Genomic DNA, 13196 nt, shown 5'->3' on the forward strand with positions numbered 1-13196 from the left:
GCTTCGTCGTGTGCACAGCCGCCGGCTTGTCCGGACTGCGGCTGTCCGGGACGTCGCGTGCACTCTCGGTATGCACGCCGTCTTACCGAACGGCCTGTGGCAGGACAGTCGTTGACGTGCCGCACCGGATGTGGTCCTCGACGGTGGCGTGTCCGCGGTGGCGGACCTCCAGGAACTAGACGGATCCCCCGCCGGTGAACGGCATGTCGGTGAGGAAGGCCTGGTGTCGCAGGTCCTCGTCCTGATCGAACAGGGACAGTTGGGCTCCGGGATGCGGTCGCTCGAAGCGCACGATGCGGGTGTCGGCCGGGCAGCTGTCCAGGTCGACCACGCCGCCCGTTCGGTGACCTCGCCACCGGCACGTAAGGTCCCGTCCTGGTCCAGAGCGGGATGCCGGACCTGCTCGGGCAGGGCTCGGGAAACGAGACTTCTACTACGCGAGCGGGGCGTCGCCGCTTCGTATGACTGGTATGCGGTGGAGGCGTCCGCCGCGCTTCCCAGGTCCGTCGGCTCCGGCGGGATCCTTGTACCTCCGTCGATGGCGGGACACCGTCGCCGGGCGGGCGCAGGCCGGGGTCCGTCGCTGAATGCGGCCCCGGACCCGCGCTCCGCTACGCGGAGGTGAGCCCGAGCAGCCGGGCGGCGTTCTCCTTGAGGATCTTCGGCTTGACCTCGTCCTTGATGGGGAGCTTGGCGAAGTCGGCCAGCCACCGGTCGGGGGTGAGGACGGGGTAGTCGGAGCCGAAGAGGACCTTGTCCTTGAGCAGGGTGTTGGCGTAATGCACCAGCTGGGGCGGGAAGTACTTGGGGGACCAGCCGGACAGGTCGATGTGCACGCCCGGCTTGTGGGTGGCCACCGCCAGGGCCTCGTCCTGCCAGGGGAAGGACGGGTGCGCCATGATGATCTTCAGGTGGGGGAAGTCGGCGGCGACGTCGTCCACGCACAGGGGGTTGGAGTACTTCAGCCGGATGCCGCCGCCCCCGGGTACGCCGGCACCGATGCCGGTCTGGCCGGTGTGGAACAGGGCGATGGTTCCGGTCTCCTCGATCACCTCGTACAGTCCGTAGGCGAGGCGGTCGTTGGGGAAGAAGCCCTGGAGGCTGGGGTGGAACTTGAAGCCCTTGACCCCGTGCTCCTCCACCAGGCGGCGGGCCTGCTTGACGGCGGCCTTCCCGCGGTGCGGGTCCAGGGAGGCGAAAGGGATCAGGACGTCGGGGTTGGCGGCCGCGGCCTGGGCGACCTCCTCGTTGGGCACCGGCTCGGTGCCGGTGGCGGACTGGGCGTCCACGGTGAAGATCACCGCGGCCATCTGCCGCTCGCGGTAGTAGGCGGCCGTCTCCTGAAGGGTGGGCTTGCGGTTGCCCTCGACCTTGAAGTAGGCGCTGGAGGCGTCGTGCAGGTCCTCCTCCAGGGAGGCCTTGCCCTGGGAGGAGATCTCGACGTGGGTGTGGACGTCGATCGCGACCAGCTCGCCGACGTTGATGGAGGTCATGGATGCACGCTTTCGGAAGTCTTGGTGCGGGGGGACGGCTTGGGGGGCACGGCGGTCTCACGCTCTCTTTCAGGGGCGGGCCCGGGTGACTGTGGGCTACTCGGCTGCTGTGGCCACTGGTTTGGGAGGCAGTGGGCGGTGCAGCGGCTTCCTCAGGGCCACGACGCACAGCAGGGAGGCCAGCAGCGGGACGGTGAAGAGGAGGAAGATCTTCTGCGGGGCCCATCCTCCGGAGAGGAGGTAGCCGACCAGGACAGGCGCGGTGATGGACACCAGCCGGCCGACGCCGATCATCCAGCCCATGCCGGTGGCACGGGCAACGGGTGTGTACACACCGGGCGCCACGGTGTAGAACCCGGCGATGGCCGCGGTGGTCAGCATCCCCAGGATCGCCACCACTGCTAGGGCCACACCGGTGCGGCTGGAGACCTGTCCGAACAGTGCGTAGGCAACGGCCGCCGCGGTCAGGGCGCCGACCAGGAGCAGGCGGCTGCGCCATCGGCGGGCGAGGGCGCTGAAAAGGAAGCAGCCGACGATGCCGCCCAGGTTGGCGACGGTGCCCACGGTGACGCCCAGCGCGTCATCGCCGGAGACGGAGGCCATGATTTTCGGCATCCAGGTGTTGGCGAAGTAGTACGCCGCCACCAGGCAGCCGTAGCCGGCCCAGAGCTTGAGGGTCTGCGAGCGGGTGGGCCTGGTGAGGATTTCCTGTGCGGCGCCCTGCGGGCCCTGCGTCTCCGGCCGCGCCGGGAGCTCGGTCAGGGCTGGGCGGCCCAGTTTCACCAGGATCGCATTCGTTCTGTCGAGCGCGTCGGCGGGGCGGCGGGTGAGCAGGAAGTCCAAGGACTCCGGCAGACAGCGCCAGGAGACCACTAGCATGATCCCGCTGAGGACCGCCCCGGCGGCGAACACCGCACGCCAACCGAAGTCCGCGATCAGCGGGTTGGCGGCGAAACCCCCTATCGTGGCGCCGATGGGATAGCCAGCGGCGTAGATGCCGATGACGGAGCCGCGGCTGGTGTCCGAGGCGTACTCGGACACCAGGACGTTCAGGTTGGCCATCATGCCGCCGACACCGAGCCCGGTCAGGACGCGGAACGCGATCAGCTGGGTCGCGTCCTGGCTGAAGACCGACAGCACCATGCCGAGGGTGACGATCGTCATGGAGACCAGGGTCAACCTGCGGCGGCCGATCCGGTCCGCCGCCGGGGTGAGGAAGAACGACCCGGCGGCCATGCCGAACAGGCCTGCGCTCAGCAGATAGCCCAGTATCACCGGATCGATGTGCCAGGCGCGCGACAGGCTGGGCGCCGCGTACGCCATGACGGAGACGTCGAAGCCGTCGATGAGCGTGAGTGACAGGGCGACCGCGACTGCTCTGATCTGGAAGCGGCTCATCCGAGACCGGCGGATTTCCGCCAAGAGGTCCATGAATTCTCCCTGTGGCTGTACGGGTGGGACGGGATGTGCGGGGTTGGGCGGGGCGGGGTTACTGCCCGACGTAGGTAAGGGCGTTCTTGTACTCGCCGATCGGGATGGCGCCGTGCTGGAAGAACTCGACGGCGACCCGCACCCGCAGCCGTTCGAGCACCGCCGTCTGGATGCGCTCGGCCAGGTCACCGGCGGAGGCGGCCGAGCGGCCCTTGGGCAGTTCGACCTCCAGCGGCATCGCCTCGTCGAAGCGGACCTGGTCGGCGTGCGCCTTGCGCAGCCGTAGCGGGCCGGCGATCTCGGTGGCGAAGCCATCCAGGACGACATCCCGTATAGCGCTGGGGAAGACGTTCATGGCCTTGTAGATCAGCATGTCGTCGGTGCGGCCGACGCAGCGGATCAGCGGCGAGGTCCGGCCGCAGGGGCAGGCTGTGCCCACGACCTTCAGGTGATCGCGGGACCGGAATCGCACGACCGCGGTGGCCTGGCGGGTGAAGGTGGTGTAGACGGCCTCGCCGTGGGCGTCGGGCTCCCAGGGCACGGGCGCGCCCGTCCCGGGGTCGATGAGCTCGACGAAAATGTTGCGTCCGGCGGTGAAGTGCATGCCGCCGCCCTCGGGGCATTCGGCCCACATGCCGGGCATGACGTCGCAGAGCCCCATCACCTCGCTGATCCGGTCCGCGCCCCAGCCACTGCGCACCCGTTCGCGGATCGCCTCCTCACCCATGCCCGGCTCCCCGCCCGCGATGACGGTGCGCACCGAGAGTCGGTCCGCCGGGACGCCGATGGCCTCCTCGCAGCGGCCGGCGAAGAACGTGGCGAAGGAGGCGGTCCCGATCAGCGTGTCGACCCTGAGCTTCTGCATGATCGTCGCCATCCGGGCCGTCGTCTGGCCACCGCCCCACACCAGGGTGGCGCCGATCCGGCGCACCGCGTCGGCGTACGGCATGCCGCCCGCCACCAAGGGCATGCCGGTGGTCAGCGCGACCACGCTGTCGCGGCGGATACCGGCGGTGAAAAACATGTTGGCGACACTGTCCGACCAGGCCTGGCGGTCCGTTTCGGTGAGGCCGAAGAACACCGGGATTCCGGTGGTCCCGGAGGACGCGACCACCTGGATGATGTCCGCGCTGTCGACGCCTTGCAGGTCACCGAGGAAGGCGTCGGTGGTGGCGGCCTGCTGGGCCGCGCGCAGGTCGTCCTTGGTCGTGAAAGGGACGGCCGCCCAGTCATCGGGCGATCCCGCCTGCTCGACGGGCACCCCATCGAGCTGCCGGGCGTAGAACGGGGAGCGCTTGGCCAGGTCGGTCAGGAAGGCGGCGAGCCGGCCGCGCTGCCATGCCTGCAGCTCGTTCCACGGCATGGTGTCGAACTCGGCGTCCCAGTAGGCATCGGCCATGGGCGGTGGCTCCTTTGTCAGGGGGTAAGAGAGCGGGCGGGGAGGGCGGGGCGCGGCCTGGCTTCCGGTGTTCCGGGGCAGAGCCCCCGCTCGGCCGGCCCCAAGGAGGGCGCAGGTCTCGGCGCGGAGCCCGAGAGGCTTCGTCACGCGAGGCGGGATGCGGCTCCGGACTTGTTCCGCTTCTGGCGGCCGGCCGGAGCGCCGTGACGAGCATGGTGCCCCGTACTTTCTGGTCAGCACAATGCTTTAGTGTTTTAATTCTGATGTGCAGAATCAGACCCCTTCGTATCCAATCGAGTCCGTCGACCGGGCCCTTCAGCTGATCGTGATGCTCCAGGCCGGCCACCGCCTGAGCGTGAAGACCGCCGCCGAGAAACTGGGGGTCGCTTCCTCAACGGCACACAGGCTGTTCGGCGCGCTGTGCTACCGCGGTTTCGCCCGGCAGGACGAACAGCGCCTGTACCGGGCCGGGCCGGCCCTCAACCAGCGGACACCGGTCGCCGTCTCGCACACAGCCCTGAAGAAGGCGGTGCGGCCGGCCCTGGAGGAACTGCAGCTCCAGCTCGGCGAATCGGCGAACCTCATGGTGCTCCAGGGCGCCTACATACGCTTCCTCGACGGCGTCGAGAGCGAGCAGATGCTCCGGGTCGGACTGCGCACCGACGGCACGATGCCGGCGTACTGCTCAGCCGGAGGCAAAGCGATCCTGGCCGCGCTCGACCCGGCCGACGTGAAGGAGATCCATCACGATGGCCTGCCCCGCTGGCCCACCGCGAAGATCTCCACCGTCGACGAGCTCGCGCGCCATCTGACGGAGATCCAGCACGGCGGTTACGGGGTCAGCCTGGAGGAGACCGAAGAGGGCGTGGCCGGGGTGGGCGCCTGCCTGCGCGACTGGCTCGACCGCCCGGTGGGTGCCATCACGGTGGCGGTGCCCTCCACGCGTTTCTCCCAGCACGACCTGAGGCATTACACCGAACCGGTACGGAAGGCCGCCACGGCCGCAAGCCGCCGGATCGGCGAGCAGTGCACGGCATGAACGCTTCCCCGGTCCGTCCGTTCGTGCCGGTGCCCCCTGGGTCGTCTCCATGAAGTCCGGGCAATCTCCGAGATCTCCGGACATCCGCCTGCCGTCCTGCTCAAGTCCGGGCACGATCCCGAATGGCGCGGTAGCGGTCGGCTGAGCCGCCCTCCGCAGGGTGGGAGCCGATCATGTGACCCCATCCGAGGAGCTGCCCGCCATGCCGCAGATCACCGTCGACTACTCCGGCCCGCCCGACGCAGCCTTCGACCGCCCGGCCTTCGCGCTCCGCCCTGCACCCGATCGTCGTCGACACCGTCGACGCCCGCCTGGAGGCTTGCAAGACCCGCTTCCGCCGGGTCGAGGACTTCACCGTCGGGACCGAGACCGAGGGCCATGCCGTCCTGCACGTCGAGATCGGCCTGTGGCTCTGTTCACGTCGCAGGGTTCTGGCACAGGATCCGTGCAGCGGTTGCTGTGCGTGATGAAGGCGCCATGGTCTGCGTCTCGACAATGGGGCAGTAATCCCGAAGCTGTGGTGCAGCGATGAGCAACGACTCCCTCCTCGGCCGCGCTGTCCGTCTCGTTCCGCTGTCCGTCGATCATGCAGAAGCGTTGTTCCCCTCAGCGTCGGATCCTGGGGTCTGGCGTTGGATGCCCCGGCCTCGCCCAGGCTCCCTGATAGAGACGCGGGAGATGATCAGCCAGATGTCGGCGGATCGGGCGAGGAGATGCTCGCCGCCCAGCGCCTCACGGACGAGACAATGATCGGCCCAACCAGTCTGTATGAGCTTGACCTCGCTGAGGGCCGCGCTGAGAGTCGTTGCAGGAGCCGCTACGTACTGGGTCCGCTACAGAGTCGGAAGGCAGCACGCCGAGAAGCTGAACGGCAGCGTGAGCAGGCGGAGGCGGAGGCCGCAGCGGCGAGGGCACATGAGCATCGGAGCGCCCGGGTAGCACGCGTGGCCCTCATCCTCAGAGTGGTCGGCAACTGGTGTCACCTGCCGGAAGTGACGTTGGACGAGGTCCAACACGGCCATGCAGTCGAGAACTTCCAGGAGACTGTTCGCCAGTCCAGAGACGCAGTAACTGAAGCGATCTACGAAGGCATTCGTAATGGTTTCGCCATCGCCGTTTCTCAACGAAGCGGCGGGTCCACTTATCGGAGGCGGACCGCCGGTCGAACGTTGGGTGTCTCGGTACGGCGGCCGGAGGCCCGCTGAGGAGAACCCGTGTCAGCGATCGCACCATGGGAGTGAACGAATCCGAGCGGAAGCTGATCTTGGATGCGCTCGACCTCGCCACCTCACGCGTGAGCACCCTGGCTAGGCCGCCTTTGGACGACTCCCGATATCCAGAAGCACTTCAATCTGCGCAGAAGGCCTTGGACGAAGCGGGCCAAGCTAGAGCCGGCCTCTCTGTCCAACTCATGCAACGGCTGGTGGACATAGCCGACCTGGACTTTATCGACACACGTGATGACCCCAGGACCGTCAACCCCTGACCACAGCGCCATCTGACGCACCTGGCGCACGCTTCCGCTCCTGAGTCGAAGCTCACGAACCGTTCGAATCCATGGTGCTTTTGCTGCCTCCCGAAGTGGGGTTCTGGCTCAAGTTCTGTGGAGTCGGCGGTAATGGGGCTCATCGCGGAAGAGGGTGTAGTCGGGGGCTGTCGGTTTTCGAGGTCGCCTGCACGGATTTCCACGCTCGGCTGCACTCCTGTCCGGGCGCGGCGAGACGTGCGCCGAGGAACGAGCTATGCGTCGTCGTTGCCATCGCGCAGGGAATGAATCATGCCCTGCAGGATCCGGAACGCGCCTGACTGCTCGGCCTCGGTCATGCCGGCCAGCATTCTGACCTCGACGGACCGGACCGCTACGGTCGCCTTCTCCAGGCTCCGTCGGCCGCGAGGCGTGAGCCGCGCGGGAAGAACCTTCCCGACGGGCGCCTCCGCGGGCCTGGTCACGTAGCCCTCTCGTTCCAGGGCCTGGAGCAGCACGTTCATCGACTGCCGTGTCACGAACGCGCCACGCGCGAGCTCGGAGTTCGACAAGCCCGGCCGTTGAGCCAGCAGCTCGAGGCAGGAGTAGTGCGTCACGCTCATCCCGAGCGGCCGCAGCACCTCCTCCATGGCTGCGCGCAGGACGCTCGAAGCCTCTTTCAGCAGGTAGCCCAGTGATTTGTCCAGGTCGACGCCGACACCGTTTTGACTCATGTCAGCATTCTGACATACATTGATCTGTGTCAGAAATCTGACACGAAGAGAAGGAGTATCATCATGCCCGCCACCGGCCCCGACTTCATCTCGCTCCAGGCGCGCGACCTCGACGCTTCGCAGGCGTTCTACGAGCAGTACCTCGGCCTCGTCCGCTCGCAGGCCGGACCTCCGCACGCCGTCGTCTTCGAGACGAAGCCGATCGCGTTCGCACTCCGCGACGTCGTTCCCGGCACCGATCTCGCATCCGTTGCCCAGCCCGGCATTGGTGCCGCGATCTGGCTCCACGCCACCGGCGTCCAGGCCATCCACGATGCTCTCGTCGCCGACGGTCACACCATCGTCTCCGCACCGATCGACGGCCCCTTCGGCCGGACATTCACCTTCGCCGACCCCGACGGCTACCAAGTCACTCTCCACGACCGCGCCTGATACGCCCAACGCCACCGGACGATCACCGGTCCCCGAAGACCGCGGTTGCGCCCGAGGCGCGAGAATCCGGGCGACATTCATTGGCTCTTCGCATTTAACCGCGTAGACCGGTCTGGCGCGTCGGTGCCGGGGGTAGAGGCCGAGGTCTTCCGAGGATGAAAGTTCTGCACCGCTCATCTGGAAGACCTCGACGTGCGTGACGCCACCTTCTGCCCTGCTGATCTGACGACGTTCTGCCGGCTGGATGGCCTCGGCTTGGAAGTGGTCGGCCAACAGCTGCACCCCGACCACGCCGTGTTGCTCTGTCGAGTGGTCGAGCCTGACAACTGGTGCCATTCCTGCGGCTGTCCGGGGGTGCCTCGCGACAGCGTGCTGCGCCGACTGGCGTGCGTCCCGCTCGGCTGGCGGGCAACGATCCTGCACATCCGGCCGCTCGCTTCCTTCGCGCGGCCGGGCAGGCGGGCTTGGAGTTCCGCCGCACGTATACCGGTGCCGGTGCGTCGCGCGGTGCCGCTGCTCGGCCCTACACGTGAGCGGGCGGTCGATCAGGTGGTGGGAGCATCGGGATCGGGAGGAAGGACCAGGCGGGTACGGCCCCGGCGGGCGAGCGCGGCAGCCGTGCGCCAGATGTCAGCGCCGGCAAGCGCGCCGATTACCGGCGCAAGCAGGTAGATCCACAGATGCGTGGTGTTCCCGGACAGTAGCGCCGGGCCGAGTTGCCGTGCCGGGTTGGCGGATCCGCCGCTGCGGAGACCGAGCAGCGCGATGATGAGTGCGGTGGTCAGGCCCACGGCGTACGGCAGGAGCCGTCGGGTGGAGGGGCGGCTGAGGAAGGCGCCGAGCATGAGTGTCACGGTGACGATGGCTCCGGCCTCTGCCGTGAACACTGCGGTGGCGTTCCATGTCGGTGCGGGTTCCACGGCCGCGTAGGCGATGGGGGCGTGGCGGGCGGTGGTCCCCCAGGCAAGGCCGCCAAGTGCTGTGCCGGCCAGTGATCCCGCTGCCTGGGCGGTGATGTACGGGATGACGGCCCGCCCGGGAAATGCCTTCAGGCGCCACAGGGCAACGGTGACGGCGGGGTTCAGATGTCCGCCGGAATACCGCCCTGAAGGCGACAGGATGAGCAAGGCGAGCAGCCCTCCCATGAGTGCGCCGAGTACGGCCAGGGCGAGGTCGGGGTTCGCGATGACCAGGGGTGAGTCGGGCGCAAGCAGCCATCGCACCGCAGTGACGACAAGGAGGAGCAGCAATCCGGTCAGGCCGAACTCGTGGGCCGCGCACCGCAGGATGCGCACAGGCGGGTCGGCGGCGGACGCTCGTATCGGGGTGGTTGTCGTCGAGAGGGGTGCGCCCGGATTCGTGGGCGGCTTCCTGGTCCGCATGAGGTTGGCCTCGATGGTGTGAGTGCGTGCCTTTGGGACCGCGGGGTGGGGAACCCGGCAACGCAAGGGGTTCCCCACCGCCGTTCGGCCGTCGTCACTGGGCTGCGTGTGCGGCTTCCAGCCAGTTGAGGAACTCGCAGGCGAAGTGCCACTTGTGGCCGGTGAAGACGTGCTCCGGCGCGCTCGCGGGGAACTGGATCGTCAGCCGGACGCGCAGGCCGCGCGGACCGTCCCCGAACTCGTGCATGACGCGCGCGACCTCGGTGCCGTCCGCGAGCCTGCCGGTGCCGCCGATCCGGACGGGATACGTCTCGTGGCCCTCGCCCTCGATCGCGACGCCGTCGTGGAAGGTGAGGAAGAAGCGCAGCGGTCCGGAGCCGATGGTCTCGATGATCTCGACCACGCCGTCGGCGGAGTCGGCGAGGTAGTGCTCCGGGTTGGCCGCGAGCAGCGCACCCCGGTCAGCGCTCGCGAGCCGGCCCTGCCACCAGGTCAGGAATCCGTCGGCGTCGATCCCGTCGATTTCCATCTCGGTGACGGCGGACCGCCATGCTCCGTCCGAGGCGCCCGGCAGCGGTGCCATCGCCCGGTCAGCCGCCCGGAGGTCCTCGGTGAGCAGCTCCCGCATCAGCTCGTCCCCGATCCGGCTCTTGAGGAGGGTGAGCGCGGTGCGGGCGCGGTCCAGCTCCCAACGGTGGATGTCGTCCTGTGAGTACTCGGTGCCGTCGATCACGGTCCGGACAGTCAGCGCGCCGCTCATGGTGTGGCCCTTTCACGATGAAACCTTAAACGGAGAGTTTTTCTCCGCCTTCAGGACGATAGCATACGGAGAGAAACTCTCCGATTGGGTTGGGCGACGAAAGGTGGTGTGCCATGAGGGCGGATGCGGCACGAAGTAGGCGACGGATTCTCGACGCGGCCCGTGAGGTCTTCCTGGAGCGCGGCCTCGACGCGCCACTGGACCTGATCGTGCGCCGGGCCGGTGTCGGCCCCGGCACGCTCTACCGGCGCTACCCGGACCGGGAGGCGCTCGTCCGTGACCTGACCGGCGACCTGCTCACCCGGCTGGAGAGTGCGGCGGAAGAGGCCGCGGCGGTGGACGGCGACGCCTTCGCGGCCGTACGCCGCTTCATCCACGCGGCGGCCGACCTGCGTATGGGTGCGGTCATCCTCGTACTCCTCGAAGGTCTCGTGGTCGACGAGGAACTGGTGCGCGTCCGGACCAGTGCCGCGAACACCGTCGAGAACCTGATCGATGCCGCGCACCGGGCCGGCCGGCTCCGCCGCGACGTGGGCATGGGCGACCTCGTGCTGCTCTCGATCCGGCTCTCCCGCCCCCTTCCGGGCGGCCTGAACCGCCTCGACCCGGACGGCGCCCTCCTCCACCGCCACCTCGACCTTGCCCTCGACGGCCTGACCACCGCACCCTCAGACGAGCCCGCGGCCACCGCGGGACCGGGCACCCCGCTGACGTTCGCCGACCTCATCACCGCCGCCGACCGCCCGACCACCGCCGACTGAAACCTCGGCGACACGCCACGTCGCCTTCCCACACGGCGGTCAGGTATCCGCCCACCACCAGGGCGAAGGCCGCCCGGCCCCGGCGGCACGGCGCTCCCACCAGGGGCGGGAGGCGCGGCAGGCACCCCGTTCCGCCCGCGGATGGAGCACGCCTGGCCGCCCCGGGGTGCGGGACACAAGGAGAGCCGCCGCCTTCGGGCGAGAGGCCGATCTGCTGTCCCATGCTCCGCTGCTGCTCCTGGCTGCGGGCCTTGTCGCCTGCGCCGGCATTGGGCTCATCGCCCGACACGGACCGAAGCTGATCAAGGCACCCGGCCGCTGGGCGGCGCTGCCGGGGATCGCCGCGGGGCTGGTCGCGTTCGCGGTGTGGCAGGGGCAAGGGCCCGTCGCCGGCTACTACTTCGCGCACCCTTGTGCATAAGCGGTCGGATTCTCCTGCAGCTGCGGCCAGTTGACGATCCAGTTCGCGATGACGTCCAGCGCCATCACACCGCTAGCCAGCCGGACACCCGCGGACCGAACGAGTCCCACCGGCACTACGACCATCGGGTCGAGGACCGCCAGGCAGATGAGTATTGAGACATCCACCCCGTTGTGCGAAGCGGCATTTCGTGCCCTCTTCCACAGGCCCATACGGTCGGATTCATGGAGTGGAATTTTCCGACGGCCGACCAACTCGCGGCTGCCTTGCGTGCCGGTGAAGTGACCTCGGCGGAACTGACCGACGAGGCGATCGCCCGTATTGAACGGGACGACGATGCGATCAACGCGATCTGTGTGCCGGACTTCGACCGTGCACGGGCCGCCGCGCGCGGTGCCGACCGGGCGCGTGCCCGCGGTGAGGACCGGCCCCTGCTGGGCATTCCGGTGACGGTCAAGGAGTCGTACGACATTGCGGGGCTGCCCACGACCTGGGGTATGCCGCCGCACCGGAACTTCGTGCCGGCCGAGGACGCGGTGCAGGTGTCGCGGCTCAAGGCCGCGGGCGCGGTGGTGCTCGGCAAGACCAATGTGCCCGTGGGGCTGCAGGACGTGCAGACCTTCAACGAGATCTACGGCACCACCAACAACCCGTGGGACCACCGTCGTACGTCGGGCGGATCCTCCGGCGGCTCGGCGGCGGCCCTGGCGTCCGGATTCGGCGCGCTGTCCATCGGCTCCGACCTCGCCGGTTCGTTGCGCACCCCCGCGCATTTCTGCGGCATTTACGCGCACAAGCCGACACTCGGGCTGGCGGCGAGCCGCGGCATGGTCCCGCCGCCCGGGCCGGCCCTGCCGGTCGAGCACGACCTCGCCGTCGTCGGTCCGATGGCGCGCACCGCTCGCGACCTCACGCTCCTGCTCGACGTCATGGCCGGACCGGACCCGCTGACGCTCGGTGTGGCGTACCACCTGACGCTGCCACCCGCGCGCCACGAACGGCTCCGCGACTTCCGGGTCCTGGTCCTCGACGAGCATCCGCTCATTCCGACCGGGTCCGCCGTGCGGGCGGGCGTGGGCCGGGTGGCCGACGCGCTTGTCGACGGCGGTGCCCGCGTCGAGCGGGACAGTCCGCTGCTGCCCGATCTGACCGAAGCCGCGGTGCTCTACACGCAGTTCCTGTTTTCGGGCTCCGTTGCACGTTTTCCCGTCGAAGCGTACGAGCAGTTGCAGGCCCGCGCCGCCGGACTGAGCGCAGACGACCAGAGTCTCGATGCGGCGCGGCTGCGCGGCATGGTGTTCAGCCACCGCAACTGGATCGAGACGAACAGCTTTCGCGAGCTCCACCGCCATGGCTGGCGGCAGTTCTTCGCCGAGTTCGACGCCGTGGTGTGTCCCATCACGCCCACTCCCGCGTTCCCGCACGACCACAACCCCGACCTGATGAAACGTCGGATCGACATCGACGGCGTCGAGTATCCGTACTTCGACCAGCTCGTCTGGGCCGGTCTGGCCACTATGCCCGGTCTACCCGCCACCGCTATACCAGCGGGCCGGTCGCCCGAGGGTCTGCCGGTGGGAGTGCAGCTCATCGGTCCGATGTTCGAGGACCGCACCCCGCTGCGGCTGGCCGAATTGCTTGAGCAGAAGATCGGCGGCTTCCAGGCACCGAAGTAGGGCGTACTACCTGGGTGTCCGTCGAGGGCGAGGTGCGGATCACGACGAGATCCTCCGAATGCGCGCAGTCGCTCCCCGGAACGCGAATGTCACCCGCCTCCCGCAACACGACAGAAGGTCGTCGGACCATGCTGACACAACACACGGCAGTGAAGTCGATCACAGATGCCCCGACCTTATCGCCACACAAGCAGCAACCAGCA

12 protein-coding genes and 2 pseudogenes are annotated in these 13196 nt (G+C 68.5%); 7 read left to right on the forward strand and 7 right to left on the reverse strand.

The window, feature by feature from the left end; genetic code table 11:
* Positions 1–175: 175 nt before the first annotated feature.
* The 4 genes from ABZY11_RS19260 to ABZY11_RS19275 form a co-directional block, all read right to left on the reverse strand.
* A complete protein-coding gene (locus ABZY11_RS19260) occupies positions 176–331 on the reverse strand; it encodes a hypothetical protein (RefSeq protein WP_356480274.1) in 156 nt (51 codons plus the stop codon).
* Between the two features lie 280 nt (positions 332–611).
* Positions 612–1484 carry an amidohydrolase family protein gene (locus tag ABZY11_RS19265; RefSeq protein WP_356480295.1) on the reverse strand — a complete coding sequence of 291 codons (873 nt, stop codon included), beginning with the start codon at positions 1482–1484 and terminating at the stop codon, positions 612–614.
* A gap of 105 nt (positions 1485–1589) precedes the next feature.
* Complete coding sequence (locus ABZY11_RS19270; RefSeq protein WP_356480275.1) at positions 1590–2924, reverse strand: MFS transporter; 1335 nt, start codon at positions 2922–2924, stop codon at positions 1590–1592.
* 58 nt (positions 2925–2982) lie between these two features.
* Positions 2983–4323, reverse strand: coding sequence for a hypothetical protein (locus ABZY11_RS19275; RefSeq protein WP_356480276.1), 1341 nt, complete (start codon positions 4321–4323; stop codon positions 2983–2985).
* Between the two features lie 265 nt (positions 4324–4588).
* Here ABZY11_RS19275 and ABZY11_RS19280 point away from each other — a divergent pair, with 265 nt between their 5' ends.
* Both ABZY11_RS19280 and ABZY11_RS19285 read left to right on the forward strand, forming a co-directional pair.
* Positions 4589–5362 (forward strand): IclR family transcriptional regulator, encoded by a 774-nt coding sequence (locus ABZY11_RS19280; RefSeq protein WP_356480277.1) that lies wholly within the window; start codon positions 4589–4591, stop codon positions 5360–5362.
* A 202-nt stretch (positions 5363–5564) separates the two neighbouring features.
* Positions 5565–5769 (forward strand): annotated as a pseudogene (locus ABZY11_RS19285) (isomerase); the annotation flags it as partial.
* A gap of 1333 nt (positions 5770–7102) precedes the next feature.
* Here ABZY11_RS19285 and ABZY11_RS19290 read toward each other — a convergent pair.
* Positions 7103–7561 (reverse strand): MarR family transcriptional regulator, encoded by a 459-nt coding sequence (locus ABZY11_RS19290; RefSeq protein ID WP_356480278.1) that lies wholly within the window; start codon positions 7559–7561, stop codon positions 7103–7105.
* A gap of 63 nt (positions 7562–7624) precedes the next feature.
* Between ABZY11_RS19290 and ABZY11_RS19295 the strand changes: the two genes are divergently transcribed.
* Complete coding sequence (locus tag ABZY11_RS19295) at positions 7625–7993, forward strand: VOC family protein (RefSeq protein WP_356480279.1); 369 nt, start codon at positions 7625–7627, stop codon at positions 7991–7993.
* A gap of 192 nt (positions 7994–8185) precedes the next feature.
* Positions 8186–8419 (forward strand): annotated as a pseudogene (locus ABZY11_RS19300) (ISL3 family transposase); the annotation flags it as partial.
* Between the two features lie 119 nt (positions 8420–8538).
* On the opposite strand, the gene ABZY11_RS19305 reads toward ABZY11_RS19300, so the two are convergent.
* Together ABZY11_RS19305 and ABZY11_RS19310 are read right to left on the reverse strand one after the other, a co-directional pair.
* On the reverse strand, positions 8539–9375 hold the full coding sequence (locus tag ABZY11_RS19305) for an aquaporin (RefSeq protein WP_356480280.1): 837 nt from the start codon (positions 9373–9375) through the stop codon (positions 8539–8541).
* Positions 9376–9469: 94 nt separating this feature from the next.
* Positions 9470–10135, reverse strand: coding sequence for a hypothetical protein (locus ABZY11_RS19310; protein ID WP_356480281.1), 666 nt, complete (start codon positions 10133–10135; stop codon positions 9470–9472).
* Positions 10136–10248: 113 nt separating this feature from the next.
* Here ABZY11_RS19310 and ABZY11_RS19315 point away from each other — a divergent pair, with 113 nt between their 5' ends.
* The 3 genes from ABZY11_RS19315 (at position 10249) to ABZY11_RS19325 (ending at position 12993) form a co-directional block, all read left to right on the forward strand.
* Positions 10249–10896, forward strand: a complete 648-nt coding sequence (locus tag ABZY11_RS19315; RefSeq protein ID WP_356480282.1) for a helix-turn-helix domain-containing protein — start codon at positions 10249–10251, stop codon at positions 10894–10896.
* Between the two features lie 166 nt (positions 10897–11062).
* On the forward strand, positions 11063–11317 hold the full coding sequence (locus ABZY11_RS19320; RefSeq protein WP_356480283.1) for a hypothetical protein: 255 nt from the start codon (positions 11063–11065) through the stop codon (positions 11315–11317).
* 224 nt (positions 11318–11541) lie between these two features.
* Complete coding sequence (locus tag ABZY11_RS19325) at positions 11542–12993, forward strand: amidase (RefSeq protein WP_356480284.1); 1452 nt, start codon at positions 11542–11544, stop codon at positions 12991–12993.
* Positions 12994–13196 lie beyond the last annotated feature (203 nt).

This window comes from Streptomyces sp. NPDC006510, from assembly GCF_040611955.1.
In the GTDB taxonomy this organism is placed as follows: domain Bacteria; phylum Actinomycetota; class Actinomycetes; order Streptomycetales; family Streptomycetaceae; genus Streptomyces.

Bases quoted from the DNA above. Each gene is read 5' to 3' on its own strand.
- ABZY11_RS19315 (WP_356480282.1), top strand. From the start codon at position 10,249: ATGAGGGCGGATGCGGCACGAAGTAGGCGACGGATTCTCGACGCGGCC.
- ABZY11_RS19305 (WP_356480280.1), bottom strand. From the start codon at position 9,375: ATGCGGACCAGGAAGCCGCCCACGAATCCGGGCGCACCCCTCTCGACG.
- ABZY11_RS19270 (WP_356480275.1), bottom strand. From the start codon at position 2,924: ATGGACCTCTTGGCGGAAATCCGCCGGTCTCGGATGAGCCGCTTCCAG.
- ABZY11_RS19275 (WP_356480276.1), bottom strand. From the start codon at position 4,323: ATGGCCGATGCCTACTGGGACGCCGAGTTCGACACCATGCCGTGGAAC.
- ABZY11_RS19325 (WP_356480284.1), top strand. From the start codon at position 11,542: ATGGAGTGGAATTTTCCGACGGCCGACCAACTCGCGGCTGCCTTGCGT.
- ABZY11_RS19310 (WP_356480281.1), bottom strand. From the start codon at position 10,135: ATGAGCGGCGCGCTGACTGTCCGGACCGTGATCGACGGCACCGAGTAC.
- ABZY11_RS19290 (WP_356480278.1), bottom strand. From the start codon at position 7,561: ATGAGTCAAAACGGTGTCGGCGTCGACCTGGACAAATCACTGGGCTAC.
- ABZY11_RS19295 (WP_356480279.1), top strand. From the start codon at position 7,625: ATGCCCGCCACCGGCCCCGACTTCATCTCGCTCCAGGCGCGCGACCTC.